The organism is Pseudomonas sp. IT-P294, from assembly GCF_949767865.1.
GTDB lineage: Bacteria > Pseudomonadota > Gammaproteobacteria > Pseudomonadales > Pseudomonadaceae > Aquipseudomonas.
This window is the reverse complement of sequence record NZ_CATKQW010000044.1, coordinates 124,755-146,512: the sequence shown is the minus strand read 5'-3', so window position 1 is coordinate 146,512 and position 21,758 is coordinate 124,755. Positions and strand designations below refer to the sequence as shown.

Here is a 21,758-nt window from a genome sequence, read left to right as displayed (position 1 = left end):
GTTTAAGCCTGTTCCAACGAGGTTTCAACACGGGTGGCAGTGGCCTGGAGTTTCCCTGCGGCTACCAGACGTTTGCGCTGCTCGGCTTCGGTGCGCTCGATCACGTCGACCGGCACCATGTAGCCCTGGTCATCACGGGCAGCGTGGATCACGAAGTAGATCACGGCGCCGGCGAGGCCGAAGATGGCCATCCACCAGATGTGCCAGATCATCGCGAAACCGAACACAGTCAACAGAGCACCCATGACCAGGCCGGTCGCGGTGTTGTTTGGCATGTGGATCGGCTCGTACTTGACCGGAGTCTGGTACGCAGTACCGTCTTCCTTGGCTTCAGTGAACGGGTCGATGCAGTCGGCTTTTGGCAGTACGGCAAAGTTGTAGAACGGTGGTGGCGACGAGGTCGACCATTCCAGCGTGTGGGCATTCCACGGATCACCGTGCTCGCACATGTTTTCCGGCTTCTTACGGTCACGGACACTGACGTAGAGCTGGATCAACTGGCAGGCGATACCGCAGGCGATCATCACCGCACCGAACATGGCAACGTACAGGTACGGCACCCACTCAGGGTTGGTGGTGGCGTTCAGACGACGGGTCATGCCCATGAAGCCCAGTGCATAGAGCGGCATGAACGCGACGAAGAAGCCCGAGATCCAGAACCAGAACGCAGCCTTGCCCCAACCTTCGTGCAGCTTGAAGCCGAACGCTTTAGGGAAGTAGAAGCCGAAGCCTGCGATGTAACCGAACACGGCGCCGCCGATGATCACGTTGTGGAAGTGAGCGATCACGAACAGGCTGTTGTGCAGGACGAAGTCCGCACCCGGAATGGCCAGCAGTACGCCGGTCATGCCGCCGATGGCGAAGGTCACCATGAAGCCCAGGGTCCACAGAACCTGGCTGGTGAAACGCAGACGCCCTTGGTAAATGGTGAACAGCCAGTTGAATAGCTTCACCCCCGTAGGGATCGAAATCAGCATCGTCGCCAGGCCGAAGAAGGCGTTGACGTTGGCACCCGAACCCATGGTGAAGAAGTGGTGCAGCCAAACCATGAAGCCCAGGATCGAGATCGCGCCCGAGGCGTAGATCATCGAGTGGTGGCCGAACAGTTTCTTGCCGGTGAACGCCGAGATGACTTCGGAGAAGATCCCGAACGCCGGCAGAATCAGGATGTAAACCTCGGGGTGACCCCAGGCCCAGAACAGGTTCACGTACATCATTGGATTGCCACCAAGTTCATTGGTGAAAATGTGGAAATCCATGTAACGGTCAAGCGTCAGCAAAGCCAGGGTAGCGGTCAGGATCGGGAAGGAAGCGACGATCAATACGTTGGCCCAGGTGCAGGTCCAGGTGAAGATCGGCATGTCCATCAGTTTCATGCCCGGGGTACGCATTTTCAGCACGGTGGCCAGGAAGTTGACCCCCGTCAGTGTCGTCCCGAGTCCCGATAGCTGTAGGGCCCAGATGTAATAGTCGACACCCACGCCAGGGCTGTAGCCCAGTTCCGACAGCGGTGGATACGCAACCCAACCGGTACGGGCGAATTCGCCGACACCCAGGGACACGTTGACCAGCACCACGCCGGACATCAGCAGCCAGAAGCTCAGGGAGTTCAGGAACGGGTAGGCAACGTCACGCGCGCCGATCTGCAGCGGCACCGCAAGGTTCATCAGGCCGGTGAAGAATGGCATCGCCATGAAGATGATCATGATCACACCGTGAGCGGTGAAGATCTGGTCATAGTGTTCAGGCGGCAGGTAGCCAGGCGAACCCTCGGTGGACATGGCCAACTGGGTACGCATCATGATGGCGTCGGCAAAACCACGCAGCAGCATGACCATGGCAACGATGATGTACATCACGCCGATTTTCTTGTGGTCGACCGACGTCAGCCACTCGGACCACAGGTAGGTCCACTTCTTGAAATAGGTGATTGCAGCGAACACGCCCAGACCGCCGAGCGCGATCATGGCGATGGTCACCATCACGATCGGTTCGTGGAACGGGACCGCTTCCCAACTTAATTTACCAAACATCGTTTACTCCTCTGCCCCGGCAGCTGAATGCGAACTCATGTCCATCCCTTCCATCTGGGCCACTTCTTTCTCTTTCTTCTCGTGGTCCACTTTCGGACCCGGTTTCATGCCTTCGTACTTGTCGACGATGGTCTGGAACAGGTTCGGCGTGAACGAGGAGTAGAGCTCTACTGGATTGTTCTGGCTTGGTTTGGAAAGGGCTTCGTATTCAGCTTTTTCAAGCTGTTTAGGTGCCTTCTTGACATCACTGACCCAGGCATCGAAATCCGCCTGAGAGGTGGCGATTGCTTTGAACTTCATGCCGGTGAAACCCGCGCCGCTGTAGTTGGCGGAGATACCGTCGAATTCAGCGTTCTGGTTGGCAATCAGGTGCAGCTTGGTCTGCATGCCCGCCATCGCGTAGATCTGGCCGCCCAGGCCCGGGATGAAGAACGAGTTCATCACGGTGTCGGAGGTGATCTGGAAGTTAATCGGCGTGTTGGCCGGGAAGACGATCTTGTTGACCGTGGCGATCCCTTGCTCTGGATAGATGAACAACCACTTCCAGTCCATCGACACCACTTGAATGGTGATCGGCTTGACGTCGGATTCCAGCGGCTTGTACGGGTCCAGAGCGTGGGTCGACTTGTAGGTGACATAACCCAGGGCAATGATGATCAGTACCGGAATCGCCCAAACGGCGACTTCGATCTTGGTGGAGTGCGACCATTTTGGCGTGTACACGGCGTCCTGGTTAGAGGCGCGGTATTTCCACGCAAACAGGAAGGTCATGACGATGACCGGTACCACGACCAGAAGCATCAGCAGCGTTGCGGTGATGATCAGGTTTCGCTCGTCCAGGCCGACCTGACCCTTGGGATCGAGCAAGGTCATGTTGCAGCCTGACAGCAACAACGTGCCGAGCAGCGGCAATAAGCCTAGTAGTCTGGGGTACCTGTTTTTACTCATCTCACGACCTCTAAAGCAGCTTGCGCAATGCAGTTGGGTTTTGATCGCCAACACTTCACCCTGCCAAGGGTTGGCATTTTTCTTGGATTGAATAAGTGGCTGCCCGTCGCGCGTCAGACGCTGTTCGACAAATCCTGGGCAAGCGTTAAGTTCTTATTCGAATTCGTGGTCAAAGGCCTTGTTACAGACCAATTCCATTTGGTGCGGATAGTTGGAAGGCTCCGACACCTGGGGGTCGCATGGAGCATTCATGCTCCTCGACGCCCTACTTCATGCTCAAGGTGAGCAGTGCCGGGAATTCAGTGCGGGCGATTGTAGATATGTAACGATTCATAAACCATGTCTCATCCCGAAATAATTTTTATCCATTCCAGCAACAATCATTAACGGTTTTTGCAAAAGTGCGGCATCTTATCGAAATTCATTCTCAACAAAAACACCAAAATTAGTAGGGCTACCTCGCGCAGTTCAGACAGCATCGATGCCCTCGCCACCGCCCCCGACCCTGCCCAAGCCCCTATGTGACAAGGGTTCTGGCAATTCGCCAGGACCTGTTAAAACTGCCTGTTTCGCTGTTTTCAGCGAGCGGCATCCAGACGTTTAAAGAGACCAATGTTGTTGCGCTGCCATGCACCAATTCGCCGCGTTGAAACGCCTTGCGACAGTCGCGCTGTGACAACATGTCGCACACGTGTCGCACCCTTCCCTGTCACACATCACGTGTCTTTTAAATTGAGCCCTGAAATGCAAAACGCCCCGGTCCTCTCAACGAGGGCCGGGGCGTTTTCAGGTTGACTCAACGGTGCGGCGACAGCCTCAGCGCAGTGCTTTGCGGTTACGCACAGTGAGCAGCGGAACCAGTACCACGATCAGCACGAACGCCACCAGCGCCCATTGCGCCAGCGACAAACCGAGGATCGGCGGATACGGCGTGGAGCAGAAACCATCGACCTGGAAGCCCAGCGGGAAGATCTTCGCCAGCGGCAGGCCATCGACAATCGGTTGCAGCACATCGATGCCGCAACTGACCGACGGATAGAACTGGGTAAAGACGTGATGCCCGGCCACCGCGACGCCGGCCAATGCGCTGATCACCACCAGGGTTTCAAACACCGTGATGCTGCGACGGGTGCGCATGGCCGCGCCGATGAAGGCAAACAGCGCAACCAGCAACAACGCATAGCGTTGCAGGATGCACAGCGGGCATGGCGCCTCGCCCAGCACAATCTGCATGTACAGCGCGCCGCCGATCAGCGCCAGGCAGATGATGCCCAACAGCACCAGATAACGCCGTTCACGTCCCAACCGCATCGTTTCCTCGCTCATCGCGCTTCCCTTTTAAAAATCGATTGCCCGCAAGTCTACACGCAGGCTCCAACCTTTGAGAGCCCGGCGCGTTCCGGTGGTGACTGGGGAATAGACGACAAAACAGTTAAGGAGGGATTAACTTTCGAAGGATTTTTACGAAGGAAGACCGAGGTGGGCCAATCGCGGGCAAGCCCGCTCCCACAGGTGTTGTGTTGTTCGCGCGATCACGGCAAACACAAATCCTGTGAGAGCGGGCTTGCCCGCGATGAAGGCGACCCGGTCTCCCGAGTCGCCGCAGAGGTTTATTCCAGCGCCGAAGCCGGCCCGAAGAACTCGTAACGGCTTTGCTTCTCCGGCACACCCAAGGCTTTGAGGTGGCGCTTGATGGCCGCCATGAAACCTTTAGGCCCGAGGAAGTAAGCATCCAGATCGCGCTGCTCCGGCAGCCACTCGCCCAGTTGCTCACGGCTCAGCAGCCCGACCTTGTCCGCCGCCGGACTCACGCCGTCATCCTCGTCGTAGCAATAGAAGCGCTTGAGCTGCGGGTGACGCTCGGCCAGACCATCGATCCAGTCGCGGAAAGCGTGAACGCTGCCGTTGCGCGCGCAGTGGATAAAGTGCACCGGACGCTCAGTCGCCAGCGCCGCTTCAAGCATTGCCAGGGTCGGCGTGATCCCGACGCCGCCGCTGATCAGCACCAGCGGTTTGTCGCTGGCGGTCAGCGTGAACTCGCCCGATGGCGGGAACAGCTGAATGCTCGCGCCAACATGCAACTGATCGTGCAAGTGATTGGAGGCGCGGCCACCGGTCTCACGTTTAACACTGATGCGGTACTGGCCCTTGTTGGCCAGCGCCGACAACGAATAGTTGCGACGGATCTCTTCGCCATCAAGGATCAGCTTCATGCCGATGTATTGGCCCGGTTCAGCGGCCAGAATCGCGCCTTTGTCGGCAGGTTCGAAGTAGAACGAAGTGATTTCCGCGCTTTCCTCGACTTTGGCCGCGACGATGAATTCCCGCGCCCCGCGCCAGCCGCCCGGCGCCTGTTCTTTTTGGTCGTAGATGCTGGTTTCGGCGCCGATCAGGATCTCGGCCAATTGACCATAGGCCGCGCCCCAGGCGCTCATCACTTCAGGCGTGGCGATTTCGTCGCCCAGCACTTCGCTGATGGCGCGCAGCAGGCACGTGCCGACAATCGGGTAATGTTCAGGCAGGATTTGCAGGGCCACGTGCTTGTTGATGATCTTGGCCACCAGATCGCCCAATTGATCGAGCTGATCGATGTGCCGCGCATACATCAGCACGCCGTTGGCCAGTGCGCGGGGCTGATCACCGCTGGCCTGGTGAGCCTGGTTGAATAGAGGGCGGACTTCCGGGTATTCGGAGAGCATCATGCGGTAGAAGTGCGTGATCAACGCTTCACCACCGCTTTCGAGCAGCGGCACGGTGGATTTGACGATGGCACGGTCTTGAACGCTAAGCATAAGGTCGACTCCAGCTTTATGTGAATTACCTTAGCTTTATCAGTTTCCGTGCCAATGTTTTAAACCTTTAAAATCAACAACTTAAAAACAACGTAGTCATATAGACACTCACTGACTTATAGTCATGTCGACTACATGGAGTCACTATGACTGCAAAATCGCTGCTCACCGCCCTGCTGCCCCTGGTCTCCGACCTTTCCCGCGAACTGCCCGAAGGCGAGCGCTATCGACGCTTGCTCGAAGCCATGCGCGCCCTGCTCCCCTGCGATGCCGCCGCCCTGCTGCGCCTTGATGGCGATTGGCTGGTGCCGCTGGCCGTGGACGGGTTGAGCACCGACACCCTCGGCCGACGCTTCAAAGTCAGCGAACACCCGCGCTTCGAAGCACTGCTCAGCAGTCACGGCCCGACGCGGTTCGCCGCCGACAGCGACTTGCCCGACCCTTACGACGGCCTGGTCGATGGCCTCGACGAACATCTGGAAGTTCACGATTGCATGGGCTGCCCACTGTTTATCGACGAGCGCCCGTGGGGCTTGCTGACCCTCGACGCCCTCGACCCGGAACGATTTGAACCGATAGAACTGGATGCCCTGCAAGCCTTCGCCAGCCTCGCCGCCGCCACCGTCAACGCCGCCGAACGTATAGAACGCCTGGCCAATCGTGTCGAAGATGAGCATCAGCGTGCCGAGGTTTACCGTCAGGCCAGCGGCCAGCAGAACCGCGAGATGATCGGCCAGAGCAAGACGCATAAACGCCTGGTCGAAGAAATCAACCTGGTGGGCGGCAGCGACCTGACCGTGCTGATCACCGGCGAAACCGGCGTCGGCAAGGAATTGGTCGCACAGGCGATTCACGCCGCCTCCCCTCGTGCGGACAAACCGATCATCAGCCTCAACTGCGCCGCCCTGCCGGACACGCTGGTCGAAAGCGAACTGTTCGGCCATGTGCGCGGCGCCTTCACGGGTGCGACGAATGATCGTCGCGGCAAGTTCGAACTGGCCAATGGCGGCACGCTGTTTCTCGATGAAGTCGGCGAACTGTCGCTGACCGTGCAGGCCAAACTGTTGCGGGTGCTGCAAAGCGGTCAGTTGCAGCGCTTGGGGTCGGACAAAGAACATCAGGTGGACGTGCGACTGATCGCGGCGACCAACCGCGACCTGGCCGAGGAAGTGCGCAGTGGCCGCTACCGGGCCGACTTCTATCATCGCCTGAGTGTTTACCCGCTGCAGGTGCCGGCGCTGCGGGATCGCGGACGGGATGTGTTGTTGCTCAGCGGCTACTTCCTGGAACAGAACCGCTCGCGCATGGGCCTCAATAGCCTGCGGCTGACCAGCGACGCGCAAGCTGCATTGCTGGCTTACGACTGGCCGGGGAATGTGCGGGAGCTGGAGCATCTGATCGGGCGCAGCGCGTTAAAGGCGCTGGGCAATTGCAAGGAACGGCCGAAGATTCTCAGCTTGAGTGCGGCGGATCTGGACTTGCCCAATGGCAGCGTCGAACTCCCCGCTGAACAACCCGCTGTCGTGCCTGTCGCGTTGGTCGCCGGAGATTTGCGTGAAGCCACCGAAAATTATCAGCGTCAATTGATCAGCGCCTGCCTGGAACGGCATCACGACAACTGGGCGAGTGCGGCACGTGAGCTAGGCTTGGATCGTGCGAATCTGGGCCGGATGGCCAAGCGATTGGGGATGAAGTGACGCCCCTATCGTCGGAACGCCGCCTGATTTACTAAAGCCTGCCCCCAACAAGTCGATAACCCGGCATCAATAGATTTTGGCGATTCTTTACTCGCCCATCACCTTTTTCCACAGAAGGTTTTTATGTCCACCACCAAAGCCCGCGCAGACTCACTTTCGCTTCTGCTGTTTACCTTGCGCAGCGGCAAGCTGATGGCAATCAACCTGCTGAAAGTCAGCGAAATCATTCCCTGCCCGCCGCTGACCAAGCTGCCGGAGTCGCACCCCCACGTCAAAGGCATCGCCACATTGCGCGGCGCCTCGTTGTCGGTGATCGACCTCAGCCGCGCTATCGGCGAGCGTCCGCTGGAAGACCCGAACGGTGGCTGCCTGATCGTCACCGACGTCAGCCGCTCCAAACAGGGCCTGCATGTTCAGGCCGTGAGCAAGATCGTCCATTGCCTGACCACTGACATCCGCCCGCCGCCCTTTGGCTCCGGCGGTGTGCGCTCGTACATCACTGGCGTGACCTCGGTCGACGGCACGCTGGTGCAAGTGCTGGACATCGAAAAAGTCATCCACGGCATCGCCCCGGCACAGATCGAAATGGCCCCGACCGAACTGAGCATGGAAGACGCTGAAGTGCTGGGCAACGCACGAATTCTGGTGGTCGACGACAGCCAGGTCGCCCTGCAACAATCGGTGCACACCCTGCGCAACCTCGGCCTGCAATGCCACACCGCCCGCAGCGCGAAGGAGGCCATCGACTGCCTGCTGGACCTGCAAGGTACGGCGCAGCAGATCAACCTGATTGTCTCGGACATCGAAATGTCGGAGATGGACGGCTATGCCTTCACCCGCACTCTGCGCGAAACCCCGGACTTCTCGCACCTTTATGTATTGCTGCACACGTCTCTGGACAGCGCGATGAACAGCGAAAAAGCGCGCCTGGCCGGGGCCAACGCGGTGCTGACCAAGTTCTCGTCGCCGGAACTGACCAAGTGCCTGATCGAGGCGGCCAAGGCTGTCGCCGAACAAGGTCACTGAGTCTTGGCCGAGCAATTCTGCTTTTTGATGCGGCGCAACCTGGCGCAGGCCGTGCCCGACATCACCTGGCCCAAGGGAATCGTCCTCGTTCAATACCGCCCCGAACTGGCCGAAGCCGTTCATCGCTTGATGGAAACGGGTTATCAGGAAGGTGGCGGCCGCGTGCCTGCCCTGGACGTTTGGCAACAGCGCTTTGAGACCGATCCCGAATACGATCCTTCCCTGTGTTTCATTGCGCTCGAGAGCGACCGCATCGTCGGCGTGTGCCAGTGCTGGACCAGCGCCTACATCAAAAACCTGGTGGTGCATCCTCAGGCCCAAGGCCTCGGGCTCGGCCGTGCGTTGCTGCTGCATGCATTCAAAGTGTTTCAGGATCGCCGGGAAGGCTTTGTCGATCTGAAGGTCCTGGAAGACAACCTTCGGGCGCAGCGGTTGTATGAAAGCGCCGGGATGTATGTGGTCCGCCGGGAACCGGTTCCGGTCTGAACCACCGCCATCGCTAGCAGGCTCGCTCCCACAGTTGATCGCGTACCCTCTGTGGGAGCGAGCCTGCTCGCGATGAGGCCGACACATTCAACACAAAACCATCAGGCATACTCCGACCCTCGGCGAACTCAATGCCCAAGGATGCCTGCCCCCATGAAAGCCACCGCCCTGACCGTCCTCTGCCTCACTGCCCTCGCCAACCAGGCCCACGCCTCCAGCCCCGACGCCTGGGCCGCCTACGACAAAGCCGTCCTCGCCAGTTGCACCAAGGCCAGCGGCCTGAAAGACGCCAAACCCGTCGGCACCGCCGCCCAGTTTGACGACCGCGTCGGCTACACCGCGTTGCTGCTGCAAGGCCAATACCCGCAGAAACACATGAAAGGCCAGCAAGGCACCGAACTGTGCCTCTACAACAAAAAAACCAAAACCGCCTACGTGACCGAATGGGACGCCATCCGCCCCGCCACCAAAGCCCAGTGACTGGCGCATAACTTGCTTCGACGCAGGTCTGTGCGGTGAGATTCTGGCGCCGCTTCCTGCCTTCTACCTGCGACCTGAAGCCTGATGAATACGACGTTTTCCTGCGTAGGCTGCGGCAAATGCTGCAACGACCACCACGTGCCCCTGACCCTGGCCGAAGCCCGCATGTGGGCGGCTGACGGCGGTCAAGTGATCGTGCTGGTGGAAGGTTTCCTGGGCAACGGCCTGGGCCTGCCGGTGCAACAACGCGAACACGCCGAACGCCGCTCAGCGCGGGTTCGAAGCGGCACGTCTGACGCCTACGTCGCGATCACCTTTGCCGCCTACAACGTCGGTCCCTGCCGGAATCTTGACGAAGACAACCTCTGCCGCATCTATGAGCGTCGGCCGCTGGTCTGCCGCATCTACCCGATGGAAATCAACCCGCACATCGCGCTGAATACCGCCGTGAAGGAATGCCCGCCGGAGTCGTGGGAACAAGGCCCGGACTTGATTATCGGCGGCCAGTTGGTGGATCACGAACTGGCAGGATTGATCCAGCGTTCACGTCAGGCGGATCGCGACGACATTCAGACCAAGGATGCGATTTGCGGCTTGCTGGGGATTCGGACTACAGCGCTGAAAGGGGATGGGTTTACCGCTTATCTGCCGGACATGAGCGCGTTTGCCGCGGTCATTGATCAGGTTTCAGCGCAACCGCTGGAGACGTCTGGCAGTGACTGGTTGTTTCATGTGTCGGGGGAGGATATCGCCGGGCAGGTGCAGGCAGCCGGGGCGCAAGTGGCGACGGATGCGCCGTTGAACTATGCGTTTATTTCGTTGCGGGCGGCTTGATTCAGAAGATGTATTGCCTTTGATGGCCCCTTCGCGAGCAAGCCCGCTCCCACATTGGGTCCGTGTCGTACACAGATCAAATGTGGGAGCGGGCTTGCTCGCGAAGGCTATAGATCAGGCACCGCAGAAACAGAAACTCAGCGCTTACCCATCGAACGACGCGTCCCCGGAGGCGCAGCCCCCGGCGTCTTGGTATGGCCATTCTTCGCGCCATTCTTGTACCAAGGCTGGCTGGCATTCTTCGCAGCGGCCAGCTCACCCGGCTTGAACGGGAACTTGAACGCCGGAATCGCGGCTTTGGATTCGCTGTCTGCGCTGGAGTCGACGCTGTCTGGCAGGTCTGCCTGGTCGTCGCTCAAAGCGTCGGCAACCGGCGGTTGTGTCGGGGAAGTCATGAAAGCTCCGGGTGATGCAAAAGAGTCGGGCCCGGTCAGCGAGCCGCGAAAGGCGGCAGTATACCCGTGTCGAGCGCCGCAAGCTTCACGCCGCAAGCGAGTCCGTCGGGTTTAGTGCTGACTGACACACCGCAATCGCGAGCAACCCCAACACCTGTGGGAGCGGGCCTGCTCGCGAAGAACGATAACGCGGTCAACCTGACCGGACGCTATTTACGCCGGAACCTCAACCCTGTCCAACACCCGATTCACCGCCAACTCCGCCAACATGATCACCTGCTGAATCGCCAACACCGTATGACGCTGCGGCCCCACCAGATTCGTCGCAAAATCACTCGCCATCACACTCGCTGACGCCAAAGACTCACAGGCATGGGCCAACAGACTTTCAGAATCAATGTCGGGGACGACCATGAACATCGTGCTTGGACGACGGGGTTTTACGCTGTATTGCCCGGGCGGATCGAGGTAGTAATCGAGTGCGCGTTTTATCGCTTCGCGGTCTTTGATGAGCGCTTCGGCCTGGGTGGTCTCGGCGTTGGGGGTTGCGGTGTTGAGGGGTGGGTCGGGGATTAACTTATCCATGCAAACTCCTACTGAAATGGGTACCACCATTCGCCGGATCTCAAGCGGCGAAGAGGTGGCAGCTATGTGCAGTGTGAGATCACCGGTAGTAGGCACCCGGCCAGACCGAAGTCTGCCCGCACACAGCCGCCATAACGCATTTACAGGCAGCGGATAAGCTGGCGCCAATTATGGTGACATTGGCGCTAGATGCATACTGGTAGCCGGGGATCTCACGCCCGGTCGCTGAATTTGCAGCGACGGCTAGAGGTTAGAGAACACGCTTCCTACCCGGCAACCTGAAAAATGCGTGGGAATTCGCTGTGTTTCTTACACATCTTTCAACACACAAAAATGGAACGCGGAGCGTCCCGGGCTGCATTCCCACGCGGAGCGTAGGGAACGATCAATGGGCAGCAGGAAGAGACTGGTCGGCTGTCAGGCCGCTTTCGCGAGCAAGCCCGCTCCCACAGTTGGACTGGGTACATCTGGGAGAGATTGGTCGGCTGTCAGGCCGCCATCGTCGGAACGCCGCCCGGAGCTGGCTCACTCCTACAGTAAATCGAGGCGTACCGCCCGCTCCTCACCACTCAACAGGCCGAGCGGTAGCTCGCCTGCAGCTCTTGATCTTGATCCACCCGCCCCTTCGGCAGGCTGAGTGGAGGCGTTCATCTGGGGGGGAGGCGCGTAGCGCCGTTCGACGAAGTCGAACACATCGAGAGGAGGTCGAAGCGAAGCCGACCGGAGGCGATGCCCCCAGATGAATGCCGGAACGAAGGAACACCGAGCCTAAGCGAGGGGCCGGACGTCGGGGCAAAGACCTTTGCTTCCTTTGGGGCGTTTGCCAAAGGGAGTCGCCGTCAGGGCGAAACCCTAAGCCGCCGTTACCGCAGCAACGGATATACACCCAATCAACCCAAAACATGGTCGGCCCAAAGGCCGCCAAGACCAAAAGAACGCCCCAAACTGACAGCGCCGTCAGTTACCAGTCACCTTCCCGACCACCAAACAGGTTTATAAAGGAAAATACAAACCCGACAAAACCCCAAGCCCCGGCGCCCCACACGCATGCGAATTCAGAAAAAACCCGCCCTGCTCGCAACCCTTCTGATCGTCATGGCAGCGCTGGGCGTGTGGTACGCCACCAAACCCGCCACCGCCAAACTCGCCGCGCCCACAGCAATCCCCGTTCGCGTCGTCAGCGTCACCACAAAAGACGTCCCCCGCTACGTCAGCGGCATCGGCTCAGTGCTATCACTGCACAGCGTCGTCGTCCGCCCACAAATCGACGGCATCCTCACCAAAATCATGGTCAAAGAAGGCCAACTGGTGAACAAAGGCGACCTGCTCGCCACCATCGACGACCGCTCCATCCGCGCCAGCCTCGACCAGGCCCGCGCCCAACTCGGCGAAAGCCAGGCACAACTGCAAGTCGCACAAGTCAACCTCAAGCGCTACAAACTCCTGAGCGTCGACGACGGCGTATCCAAACAGACCTACGACCAGCAACAAGCCCTGGTCAACCAACTCAAAGCCACCGCCCAAGGTAACCAAGCCTCGATCGACGCCGCTCAAGTGCAGCTTTCCTACACACAGATTCGCTCCCCGGTCACCGGCCGCGTCGGTATTCGCACAGTGGATGAAGGCAACTTCCTGCGCATGGCCGACGCCCAAGGCCTGTTCACGGTGACCCAGATCGACCCGATTGCCGTGGAATTCTCCCTGCCACAGCAAATGCTGCCCACCCTGCAAGGCCTGATCAACGACCCGGAGCACGCGGTGGTGAAAGCCTACATCGGTGCCGACACCGACGGCGAAACCGGCAACCTGCTGGGCGAAGGTCACCTGACCCTGATCGACAACCAGATCAGCGCCAACACCGGGACCATCCGCGCCAAGGCTGAATTCGACAACCCCGGGCAAAAGCTCTGGCCGGGCCTGCTGGTGACGGTAAAGATTCAGACAGCGCTGGATAAAGATGCGCTGGTGGTGCCGCCCACCGTCGTACAACGCGGCCTCGATCAACATTACGTGTACCGGGTCAACGGCGACAAAGTCGAAACCGTCACCGTACAGATGGTTGCTCAAGGCAGCGGCCAGGACATCATCAAAGGTGTCAAACCGGGCGATGTATTGGTCAGCGATGGCCAGTCGCGGCTCAAACCCGGTTCCACCGTTCAGGTGCTGACCGACCCGCCGCAAGTGGTTCAGTCGGAGTCCAAGCCATGAAGGGCCACGGCTCGATCTCGGCGTGGTGCATCGATCACCCGGTCGCCACCGTTCTGCTGACGTTTGCCTTGGTACTGTTGGGCGTCATCGCCTTTCCGCGCCTGCCCATTGCGCCGCTGCCAGAGGCGGAATTCCCGACCATTCAGGTCGCCGCGCAACTCCCCGGCGCCAGCCCGGAAACCATGGCGTCGTCGGTGGCCACGCCGCTTGAAGTGCAATTCAGCGCCATCCCCGGCGTGACCCAGATGACCTCGAGCAGCGCCCTGGGCTCGACCAACCTGACCCTGCAATTCACCCTCGACAAAAGCATCGACACCGCCGCCCAGGAAGTACAGGCCGCGATCAACACCGCCGCCGGCAAGCTGCCCAAAGACATGCCGACCCTGCCGACGTGGCGCAAGGTCAACCCGGCCGACAGCCCGGTGCTGATTCTCAGCGTCAACTCGACACAAATGCCCGGCACTGAGCTCAGCGACCTGGTGGAAACACTGCTCTCGCGTCAGATCAGTCAGATCAACGGCGTAGGCCAAATCAACATTACCGGTCAGCAACGTCCGGCGATTCGCGTTCAAGCCTCGGCGGACAAACTCGCCGCTATCGGCCTGACGCTGGCGGACATTCGCCAGGCAATCCAGAACACCAGCCTCAACCTCGCCAAAGGTGCGTTGTACGGCGAGTCGAGCATCTCGACGCTGTCGACCAACGACCAGCTCTTCCATCCCGAGGAATACAGCCAACTCATCGTTTCCTACAAGGATGGCGCACCGGTTCACCTCAAGGACGTCGCCAAAGTCGTCAACGGTTCGGAAGATGCCTACGTGCAAGCCTGGGCTGGTGACAAACCGGGGGTGAACCTGGTGATTTCCCGGCAACCGGGGGCCAACATTGTCGAGACGGTGGATCGCATTCAGGCCGCCCTGCCCGGCCTCGAAGCCATGCTGCCGGCGTCGGTGCAGGTCAAGGTGCTGGTCGACCGCACACAGACCATCCGCGCCTCGCTGCATGAAGTGGAGGTCACCCTGCTGATCGCAATCCTGCTGGTGGTGGCGGTGATGGCGCTGTTCCTGCGCCAGTGGTCGGCGACCATGATCGTGTCCGCGGTGCTGGGTGTTTCGCTGACCGCCAGTTTCGCCCTGATGTACATCATGGGCTTCAGCCTCAACAACCTGACGCTGGTGGCGATCGTGGTGGCCGTGGGGTTCGTGGTCGACGATGCGATTGTGGTGGTGGAGAACATTCACCGTCACCTTGAGGCCGGCGACGGCATGCGAGAGGCGGCGATAAAGGGCGCCGGCGAGATTGGTTTTACCGTGGTGTCCATCAGCTTCTCGCTGGTGGCGGCGTTCATTCCGCTGCTGTTCATGGGCGGTGTGGTCGGGCGGCTGTTCAAGGAATTCGCCCTGACGGCTACCTCGACCATCATGATTTCGGTGGTGGTATCCCTGACACTGGCGCCGACGCTGGCCGCGCTGTTCATGCGTGCGCCGGTGCATCACGCCCACAGCAAACCTACGTTTGGCGAACGCTTGCTGGCCGGCTATGAAAAACTCCTGCGCCGCGCCCTCGCCCATCAAAAATTGATGATCGGGGTGTTCTGCCTGTCACTGGGCCTGGCGATTGCCGGTTACATCTTTATCCCCAAGGGCTTCTTCCCGGTGCAGGACACCGGTTTTGTCCTCGGGACCACCGAAGCCGCCGCCGATATTTCCTACGGCGACATGGTGAAAAAACACTTGGCGATGGCCGAAATCGTCGCCGCAGACCCTGCTGTTGAGGCGTTTTCCCACTCGGTTGGCGTCTCGGGCAGTAACCAGACCATCGCCAACGGCCGCTTCTGGATCTCGCTGAAAAAACGCGGCGACCGAGACGTCTCGGCCAGTCAGTTCATTGACCGGATTCGCCCGAAACTGATGAAAGTCCCGGGCATCGTGCTGTACCTGCGTGCCGGCCAGGACATCAACCTCAGCTCCGGCCCGAGTCGCGCCCAGTACCAATACGTGCTCAAGAGCAACGACGGCGCGACCCTCAGCACCTGGACCCAGCGCCTGACGGAAAAGCTGCGCGCCAACCCGGCGTTCCGTGATATTTCCAACGACCTGCAACTGGGCGGCAGCATCACCCACATCAGCATCGACCGCAGCGCCGCCGCGCGTTTCGGCCTGACCGCCAGTGATGTCGACGAAGCGCTGTACGACGCGTTCGGTCAGCGGCAGATCAACGAGTTCCAGACCCAGATCAACCAATACAACGTGATTCTGGAGCTGGATACCAAACAACGCGGCAAAGCCGAAAGCCTCAACTACTTCTACCTGCGCTCGCCCCTGAGTGGGGAAATGGTGCCGCTGTCGGCGCTGGCGAAATTCGATGCGCCCACCGTCGGCCCGCTGTCCATTGCCCATGACGGCATGTTCCCGGCCGCCAACCTGTCGTTCAACCTGGCGCCCGGCGTGGCGTTGGGCGATGCCGTGATCATGCTCAACCAGGCCAAGGCCGAGATCGGCATGCCGGCGGCCATGAGCGGTAACTTCCAGGGCGCGGCGCAGGCGTTCCAGAGTTCGCTGGCCAGCCAGCCGTGGCTGATTCTGGCGGCGCTGGTGGCGGTGTACATCATTCTCGGCGTGCTTTACGAGAGCTTCGTGCATCCGCTGACCATCATCTCGACACTGCCATCGGCGGGGCTCGGCGCGGTGATCATGCTGTGGATCTGTGGCCAGGACTTTTCGATCATGGCACTGATCGGGCTGGTGCTGCTGATCGGGATCGTGAAGAAAAACGGCATCCTGATGATCGACTTCGCGCTCGACGCCCAACGCAACGGTGGCTTGCCGCCTGAAGAGGCGATATTCAAGGCCTGTATCACGCGGTTCCGGCCGATCATCATGACCACCCTCGCCGCCCTGCTCGGTGCGTTGCCGCTGATGCTCGGCTACGGCACCGGCGCCGAACTGCGCCAGCCGTTGGGGATCGCGGTCGTCGGCGGCTTGTTGGTGAGCCAGGCGCTGACGTTGTTCACCACTCCGGTCATATACTTGTGGCTTGAGCGGCTATTCCATCGGCCTAAACCCGCACCCTTGCCGGTGCTGGCAACCACAGACTGAGGCGGGGTCATGCGCGTTCTGATTATCGAAGACGAAGAAAAAACCGCGGATTATTTGCACCGCGGCCTGACGGAACAGGGTTACACCGTGGACCTGGCGCGCGACGGCGTCGAAGGCCTGCACCTGGCGCTGGAAAGCGACTATGCGGTAATCGTCCTCGACGTCATGCTGCCGGGCCTCGACGGCTTTGGCGTACTGCGCGCCTTGCGTGCGCGCAAGCAAACCCCGGTGATCATGCTCACCGCCCGCGAGCGTGTCGAAGACCGCATCAAGGGCCTGCGCGACGGCGCCGACGATTACCTCGGCAAGCCGTTTTCCTTCCTGGAACTGGTAGCACGCCTGCAAGCGCTGACCCGGCGCAGCGGCGGCCACGAACCGGTGCAAGTGAGCATTGCCGACCTGTGGATCGACTTGATCAGCCGCAAGGCGACCCGCGCCGGTACGCGCCTGGACCTGACCGCCAAGGAGTTTTCGCTGCTGAGCGTGCTGGCCCGCCGGCAGGGTGAAATCCTCTCGAAAACGGCGATTGCCGAAATGGTCTGGGACATCAATTTCGACAGCGACGCCAATGTCGTCGAAGTCGCGATCAAGCGCCTGCGGGCCAAGCTCGACGGGCCGTTCGACGAAAAACTGCTGCACACCATTCGCGGCATGGGTTATGTGCTGGAGAGCCGCGGTGTCCAGTAACTCGATTGCGCTGCGCCTCAGTGGGATGTTTACGTTGGTGGCGCTGCTGGTGTTCCTGCTGATCGGCTGGGCGCTGTATCAACAGGTCGATAAAGGCCTGGGCCTGCTGCCGGAAGCCGAGCTGGACGCGCGCTACAGCGTGCTCGAATCCACCGTCGGGCGTTACGGCACGCCCGAGCATTGGGTGAAGATCAACAACAAGCTCAAGCTGCTCGGCGAAGAAGACAAACGCATCAGTTTCTGGATCATCAGCGGCGATCCGAACTACGAATACGGCAACCTGACGCCGCAGATCCGCGCCTTTGCCGAAGGCGCGCTGGGGATGCGCGACATGACCCTGCCGGATCATCCTTATCCGCTGAAAGTGCTGGTCAGCCAGTTCCCGGCCAAGGATCAACGTCCGCCGCTGCGCTTCATGATCGGCATCGACACCGAGACGTTTTTCCAGACTCAGCATCACCTGCTGATCGCCCTCATCAGCCTGGCGATCGTCGGCGTGTTACTGGCTTCGGCACTCGGGTACTGGGTGGCGCGCATTGGTCTGAAACCGTTGATCAAGTTGTCTCAGGAAGCCCAGCGACTGGCGCCGCCTTTGCGTTCCGGGCGTTTGCGCATGTCGTCATTGCCGCCGGAACTCAATCAGTTCGTCAATTCGTTCAACTCGACACTGGAGCGGGTGGAACAGGCCTATTCGCGGCTGGAGTCGTTCAACGCCGACGTTGCCCATGAACTGCGTTCGCCCTTGACCAACCTGATCGGCCAGACCCAGGTGGCGCTTACTCGCGGGCGTTCTGCCGAACACTATTTCGAAGTGCTGCAATCGAACCTTGAAGAGCTGGAGCGGCTGCGTTCGATCATCAATGACATGCTGTTTCTTGCCAGCGCGGACCAGGGCAGCAAGGCCACCAAACTGACGTCCACCTCGCTGGCCGCTGAAGTGGCGACGACCCTCGAATATCTGGATTTCATTCTTGAGGATGCACAGGTTCAGGTGCGCGTCAGTGGTGATGCGCAAGTGCGGATCGAGATTGCACATTTGCGCCGGGCGCTAATTAACTTGTTGAGTAACGCGGTTCAGCACACCGAGCCCGGACAAGTAATCGAGGTGAAAATCGAGGTTGAGGCGCATCAGGTAAGCATCGGTGTCGCCAACCCAGGTTCGCCGATTGCCAGCGAGCATTTGCCTCGACTGTTCGAGCGTTTTTACCGGGTGGATGCGTCACGCAGCAACAGCGGCAACAACCACGGGTTGGGGCTGGCGATCGTCAAGGCGATTGCGCTGATGCACGGCGGGGATGTGTTTGTGCGCAGCGATCACGGGATGAATACCTTCGGCATCCACCTCCCGGTTTAGCCCTTCTCAACGGATCGTTCCCACGCTCTGCGTGGGAATGCCTCAACGGACGCTCCGCGTTCGGCTTTTGTTGGGACGCGGAGCGTCCCGGGCTGCATTCCCACGCGGACGGTTCGACGCCTCAACGTGGGAACGATCAGTGTGTAACTATTGCTTTTAACGCAACAGTCCTTTCATGAATCCGCTCTTTTTCCCCTCCGCAATCCCCCTTATCTTTGCCGCACCAAACAGCACTTGCCAAGCAAGAAGGTTTTAAAGATGTCCAACACTATGGGTATTGCCAGCGCTTTCGTTTTGTCCTCATTGTTCCTGTCACCGTTCGCCATGGCTGAAGAGTCGCAGACCTTCGCCGCACAAAACGAGGCACGCGTCGCAGCCTACGAACAGTATCAGAGTGAAATGACGGCCAAAGCCCAGGAAGCTGCGCAAACCCCTCAAGCGTCAACGTCTGCCAACCAGCCACGGGCTGAAAAAGACAGCTGACCCACCCAGTTCGCACCTGTTCCCTCGACACTTTTCATCGGCTCTTCCCTTTGAAAAGTTGTCTTCAAAGCCGCTGCTATCAGCGGCTTTTTTTCGTCGTGGTTTAACACCGGCCTCGTTCGTCTTCCCCTATAAGAAACAGCCTGCACTTCAACCAATGAAGTGCTTGATTGACTCCAAGGAGCTTTACCGCACGTGCGTTTCCCTCTCAGTTTCAGCCCGTTGTTCATTGCAGTTGCTGCAACGATGACCGCCACCTTATAAGCCTGCTAAAAGTCGATAAGGGCTACGGCGCGCTCTGTCAGCAGCACCCCACCCAGCGACAACAGATTGATTCCACTCGTCAGAAAGGGCAACAAAACAGCCGTCTACTGTCAGATCTGACAGTAGCTGAAAAAATAGTGATCGTATTCAATCCAAATGGAATGAAGGTGCCTGACCTTCCTGCCCAAGGAGTTCATCATGACAATTGAATCGGCCAACCCTGATATTCAACTGCGCGCCAGTACAGGTTATGTGGACGTGGATATTGCTTACGGCGGGGGGTTCAAGTCCTCGACAGTCGAATACCGCGAGTCGTCTTCCGACATCGGTTTTATTACCCTGGTTGGTCAAACTGAACGTGTGGCAGATCAATCCAGAGGCATCCAGATCGGTTTCTACGATTCGATTACGCCAGGACAATACCTGTTACCAGCAGAGGCTTTCCCAAAAAACTATTACTGCCGCTACTTCACTCAGAATGGCGATCACCGGATGAGCTACGAAGCGATTGATGGCACCCTGACAATCGAAAGTTTCAATAGAGAGCAAGCGTTCGCAACCGGGAAATTCTCTTTTAACGCCAAAATCGACGACAGCGCACCCAGAGAACTCTTCGTGGGCACATTTGATATTCGCTGGGTCGATGACGAGAAAAATTAATAATTGGCGAGTTAACTGACGAATACAGGGTGTTCGTCGACTACCCGCTGAATGTCTTCTAAACTTCACCGTACAAATGGCCAGCACGTTTTGCCGGCCTTTTTTTTATCCGGGTTTTATTCAGGCGCTCTGGACGCGACCGGTTTCTGGAACTCTGCCCGATTCATGCGAAAGCACCTTCATAACGCCTCATTAGCAGAAGTCAGAACCATGAGCGTGAGCAGTTCACAACCTCAAGATCCGGTCCGTTCGCCCCGGTCGGAGCGGCTTCTGGTTCTTGGCAGTTTGCTGCTGGTGGTCGCCATCCTGAGCATCGTGGCGTTTCTGTTGGTCCGTGAGCGCGCCACCGCAGAACTGTCTGCCACGCGTGCCGCGTCCAATATCGTGCAGTTGATCGACGCCGACGTGCTGCGCAATGTCGAGCTCTACGACCTGTCCCTGCTCGGTCTGATTGCGGCCTCGCAACGAGAAGACCTCAAGAATGTGTCTCCCGCCATCCGCCATCTGGCCTTGTTTGACCGCGCCACGGCCGCACCGTACAAGGGCGATATTCTGCTGTTGGACAACAAGGGCGATGTCATTGCCGATTCGGCCTCGGTGGAGCCCAGAAAAGGCAATTTCGCCGACCGTGAATACTTTCAGTCTCACGTGAGCAATCGCGACCCGGGCATGTTCATCAGCCGCCCCTTTCGCTCCAGGCAGCCTGAACATGAGTGGCGAATCAGCTTCAGTCGCCGGGTCAGCGGTACACAGGGCGAATTCCTCGGTGTCGCCGAAGCCGCGATGCGCCTGAGTTACTTCGATCAATTGTTCAACAGCTTGAACATCGGTCGTGACAGCTCAGTCAACCTGATCAGCTCGGACGGCATCCTGCTGGCCCAGGAACCGCGCCCGGCCGAAGAGTTGGTCGGCAAGGATTTCAGCAACCGCCCCAATTTCCAGCGCATCGTCAAAGAGGGCAACGGCAGCTTCACCAGCGTTTCAAGCCAATACCAGGACAAACGCCTGTACACGTTTTCCAAGGTGGGCAACCTGCCGCTGATCGTCGTCGTTGCTCTGTCGAGCGATGAAGTGTTTGCCTCCTGGAAGCGCACGACGTTGGTGGTCAGCGTGGCGACCCTGGCGTTGTGCATCAGTCTGCTCTGGTTGACCTGGATGTTCTGTCGAGAACTGCGCCTGCGCCACAACGCCGAACGGGGGCTGGCGCAACTGGCCGCCACCGATGCGTTGACCGGCCTGGCCAATCGCCGGACGCTGGACCAGGCCCTGCGTCATGAATGGTTTCGGGCGCAACGATCGGGCAAACCACTGTCGGTGCTGATGATTGACGCCGATCACTTCAAGGATTTCAACGATCGGTATGGCCATCAGGCCGGCGACCAAGCGTTACGTACGCTGGCCAGTGTCATCAGCGCCCATGTGCGACGACCGGCTGATCTGGCGGCCCGTTACGGTGGCGAAGAGTTTTCAGTGATCCTGGCGGAAACCGACAGCGCCGGCGCGCAACAGATTGCCGAACACATTCGCAAAGCTGTTGAGCAGTTGCCGTTCATCGAGGGTGCCGAATCGCCGATCACTGTCAGTATTGGTATCAGCACCTGGACAACGGCAACTGATATCAGCCTGGAAAGTGTGCTGTTCGCGGCGGACAAGGCGCTGTATCAGGCCAAGGAAAATGGGCGTAACCGGGTGGTCTCTGCTGACTGAGGAACGATCGGCATACAGGCA

At 59.2% G+C, this 21,758-nt stretch carries 18 protein-coding genes; 12 read left to right on the top strand and 6 right to left on the bottom strand.

From position 1 onward, the window contains the following. Positions 1-2: 2 nt before the first annotated feature. The 4 genes from cyoB to hmpA form a co-directional block, all read right to left on the bottom strand. Positions 3-2,033 (bottom strand): cytochrome o ubiquinol oxidase subunit I, encoded by a 2,031-nt coding sequence (gene cyoB, locus ACM6I0_RS23465; RefSeq protein WP_414923392.1) that lies wholly within the window; start codon positions 2,031-2,033, stop codon positions 3-5. Positions 2,034-2,036: 3 nt separating this feature from the next. After that, the gene (cyoA, locus tag ACM6I0_RS23460) at positions 2,037-2,981 is read right to left on the bottom strand and encodes a ubiquinol oxidase subunit II (protein WP_285432201.1); all 945 of its coding nucleotides are present in this window, start codon (positions 2,979-2,981) and stop codon (positions 2,037-2,039) included. A gap of 816 nt (positions 2,982-3,797) precedes the next feature. After that, positions 3,798-4,307, bottom strand: coding sequence for a disulfide bond formation protein B (locus ACM6I0_RS23455; protein ID WP_414923391.1), 510 nt, complete (start codon positions 4,305-4,307; stop codon positions 3,798-3,800). Between the two features lie 284 nt (positions 4,308-4,591). After that, positions 4,592-5,773, bottom strand: a complete 1,182-nt coding sequence (gene hmpA, locus ACM6I0_RS23450) for an NO-inducible flavohemoprotein (protein WP_414923390.1) — start codon at positions 5,771-5,773, stop codon at positions 4,592-4,594. 146 nt (positions 5,774-5,919) lie between these two features. Here hmpA and norR point away from each other — a divergent pair, with 146 nt between their 5' ends. The 5 genes from norR to ACM6I0_RS23425 all read left to right on the top strand — a co-directional run bounded on the left by norR (position 5,920) and on the right by ACM6I0_RS23425 (position 10,296). Then, positions 5,920-7,470, top strand: a complete 1,551-nt coding sequence (gene norR, locus ACM6I0_RS23445; protein ID WP_414923389.1) for a nitric oxide reductase transcriptional regulator NorR — start codon at positions 5,920-5,922, stop codon at positions 7,468-7,470. A gap of 123 nt (positions 7,471-7,593) precedes the next feature. Further along, complete coding sequence (locus ACM6I0_RS23440; RefSeq protein ID WP_017340667.1) at positions 7,594-8,496, top strand: chemotaxis protein CheV; 903 nt, start codon at positions 7,594-7,596, stop codon at positions 8,494-8,496. Between the two features lie 27 nt (positions 8,497-8,523). Further along, positions 8,524-8,982 carry a GNAT family N-acetyltransferase gene (locus tag ACM6I0_RS23435; RefSeq protein ID WP_414923484.1) on the top strand — a complete coding sequence of 153 codons (459 nt, stop codon included), beginning with the start codon at positions 8,524-8,526 and terminating at the stop codon, positions 8,980-8,982. Positions 8,983-9,135: 153 nt separating this feature from the next. Beyond that, positions 9,136-9,462: a hypothetical protein gene (locus tag ACM6I0_RS23430; RefSeq protein ID WP_414923388.1), complete on the top strand. Its 327-nt coding sequence runs from the start codon at positions 9,136-9,138 to the stop codon at positions 9,460-9,462. An 84-nt stretch (positions 9,463-9,546) separates the two neighbouring features. Next, positions 9,547-10,296, top strand: coding sequence for a YkgJ family cysteine cluster protein (locus tag ACM6I0_RS23425; RefSeq protein ID WP_414923387.1), 750 nt, complete (start codon positions 9,547-9,549; stop codon positions 10,294-10,296). Positions 10,297-10,433: 137 nt separating this feature from the next. On the opposite strand, the gene ACM6I0_RS23420 is transcribed toward ACM6I0_RS23425, so the two are convergent. Beyond that, positions 10,434-10,691, bottom strand: a complete 258-nt coding sequence (locus tag ACM6I0_RS23420) for a hypothetical protein (protein WP_259156762.1) — start codon at positions 10,689-10,691, stop codon at positions 10,434-10,436. A 213-nt stretch (positions 10,692-10,904) separates the two neighbouring features. Beyond that, the gene (locus tag ACM6I0_RS23415) at positions 10,905-11,276 is read right to left on the bottom strand and encodes a DUF6124 family protein (protein ID WP_414923386.1); all 372 of its coding nucleotides are present in this window, start codon (positions 11,274-11,276) and stop codon (positions 10,905-10,907) included. A 1,047-nt stretch (positions 11,277-12,323) separates the two neighbouring features. Here ACM6I0_RS23415 and ACM6I0_RS23410 point away from each other — a divergent pair. From ACM6I0_RS23410 to ACM6I0_RS23380, 7 genes are all read left to right on the top strand, one after another. Further along, complete coding sequence (locus tag ACM6I0_RS23410; RefSeq protein WP_285435324.1) at positions 12,324-13,484, top strand: efflux RND transporter periplasmic adaptor subunit; 1,161 nt, start codon at positions 12,324-12,326, stop codon at positions 13,482-13,484. After that, a complete protein-coding gene (locus ACM6I0_RS23405) occupies positions 13,481-16,582 on the top strand; it encodes a multidrug efflux RND transporter permease subunit (RefSeq protein ID WP_414923385.1) in 3,102 nt (1,033 codons plus the stop codon). Before ACM6I0_RS23410 ends, ACM6I0_RS23405 begins: the two co-directional genes overlap by 4 nt. A gap of 9 nt (positions 16,583-16,591) precedes the next feature. Continuing rightward, a complete protein-coding gene (locus ACM6I0_RS23400) occupies positions 16,592-17,269 on the top strand; it encodes a heavy metal response regulator transcription factor (protein ID WP_007916978.1) in 678 nt (225 codons plus the stop codon). Then, a complete protein-coding gene (locus tag ACM6I0_RS23395; protein ID WP_285435321.1) occupies positions 17,259-18,623 on the top strand; it encodes a heavy metal sensor histidine kinase in 1,365 nt (454 codons plus the stop codon). The genes ACM6I0_RS23400 and ACM6I0_RS23395 overlap by 11 nt, the downstream gene beginning before the upstream one ends. A gap of 258 nt (positions 18,624-18,881) precedes the next feature. Then, on the top strand, positions 18,882-19,106 hold the full coding sequence (locus tag ACM6I0_RS23390; RefSeq protein ID WP_285435320.1) for a hypothetical protein: 225 nt from the start codon (positions 18,882-18,884) through the stop codon (positions 19,104-19,106). 462 nt (positions 19,107-19,568) lie between these two features. After that, a complete protein-coding gene (locus ACM6I0_RS23385) occupies positions 19,569-20,030 on the top strand; it encodes a hypothetical protein (RefSeq protein ID WP_414923384.1) in 462 nt (153 codons plus the stop codon). 210 nt (positions 20,031-20,240) lie between these two features. Continuing rightward, positions 20,241-21,737, top strand: coding sequence for a diguanylate cyclase (locus ACM6I0_RS23380; protein WP_414923383.1), 1,497 nt, complete (start codon positions 20,241-20,243; stop codon positions 21,735-21,737). Positions 21,738-21,758: the final 21 nt, after the last annotated feature.

Excerpts from the sequence above, each read along its gene's own strand:
- cyoA (WP_285432201.1), bottom strand. The coding sequence starts at position 2,981 with ATGAGTAAAAACAGGTACCCCAGACTACTAGGCTTATTGCCGCTGCTC.
- hmpA (WP_414923390.1), bottom strand. The coding sequence starts at position 5,773 with ATGCTTAGCGTTCAAGACCGTGCCATCGTCAAATCCACCGTGCCGCTG.
- ACM6I0_RS23410 (WP_285435324.1), top strand. The coding sequence starts at position 12,324 with ATGCGAATTCAGAAAAAACCCGCCCTGCTCGCAACCCTTCTGATCGTC.
- ACM6I0_RS23380 (WP_414923383.1), top strand. The coding sequence starts at position 20,241 with ATGAGCGTGAGCAGTTCACAACCTCAAGATCCGGTCCGTTCGCCCCGG.
- ACM6I0_RS23415 (WP_414923386.1), bottom strand. The coding sequence starts at position 11,276 with ATGGATAAGTTAATCCCCGACCCACCCCTCAACACCGCAACCCCCAAC.
- ACM6I0_RS23455 (WP_414923391.1), bottom strand. The coding sequence starts at position 4,307 with ATGAGCGAGGAAACGATGCGGTTGGGACGTGAACGGCGTTATCTGGTG.
- ACM6I0_RS23430 (WP_414923388.1), top strand. The coding sequence starts at position 9,136 with ATGAAAGCCACCGCCCTGACCGTCCTCTGCCTCACTGCCCTCGCCAAC.
- ACM6I0_RS23400 (WP_007916978.1), top strand. The coding sequence starts at position 16,592 with ATGCGCGTTCTGATTATCGAAGACGAAGAAAAAACCGCGGATTATTTG.
- ACM6I0_RS23385 (WP_414923384.1), top strand. The coding sequence starts at position 19,569 with ATGACAATTGAATCGGCCAACCCTGATATTCAACTGCGCGCCAGTACA.
- ACM6I0_RS23425 (WP_414923387.1), top strand. The coding sequence starts at position 9,547 with ATGAATACGACGTTTTCCTGCGTAGGCTGCGGCAAATGCTGCAACGAC.
- cyoB (WP_414923392.1), bottom strand. The coding sequence starts at position 2,033 with ATGTTTGGTAAATTAAGTTGGGAAGCGGTCCCGTTCCACGAACCGATC.
- ACM6I0_RS23420 (WP_259156762.1), bottom strand. The coding sequence starts at position 10,691 with ATGACTTCCCCGACACAACCGCCGGTTGCCGACGCTTTGAGCGACGAC.
- ACM6I0_RS23390 (WP_285435320.1), top strand. The coding sequence starts at position 18,882 with ATGTCCAACACTATGGGTATTGCCAGCGCTTTCGTTTTGTCCTCATTG.
- ACM6I0_RS23435 (WP_414923484.1), top strand. The coding sequence starts at position 8,524 with ATGCGGCGCAACCTGGCGCAGGCCGTGCCCGACATCACCTGGCCCAAG.
- ACM6I0_RS23440 (WP_017340667.1), top strand. The coding sequence starts at position 7,594 with ATGTCCACCACCAAAGCCCGCGCAGACTCACTTTCGCTTCTGCTGTTT.
- norR (WP_414923389.1), top strand. The coding sequence starts at position 5,920 with ATGACTGCAAAATCGCTGCTCACCGCCCTGCTGCCCCTGGTCTCCGAC.
- ACM6I0_RS23405 (WP_414923385.1), top strand. The coding sequence starts at position 13,481 with ATGAAGGGCCACGGCTCGATCTCGGCGTGGTGCATCGATCACCCGGTC.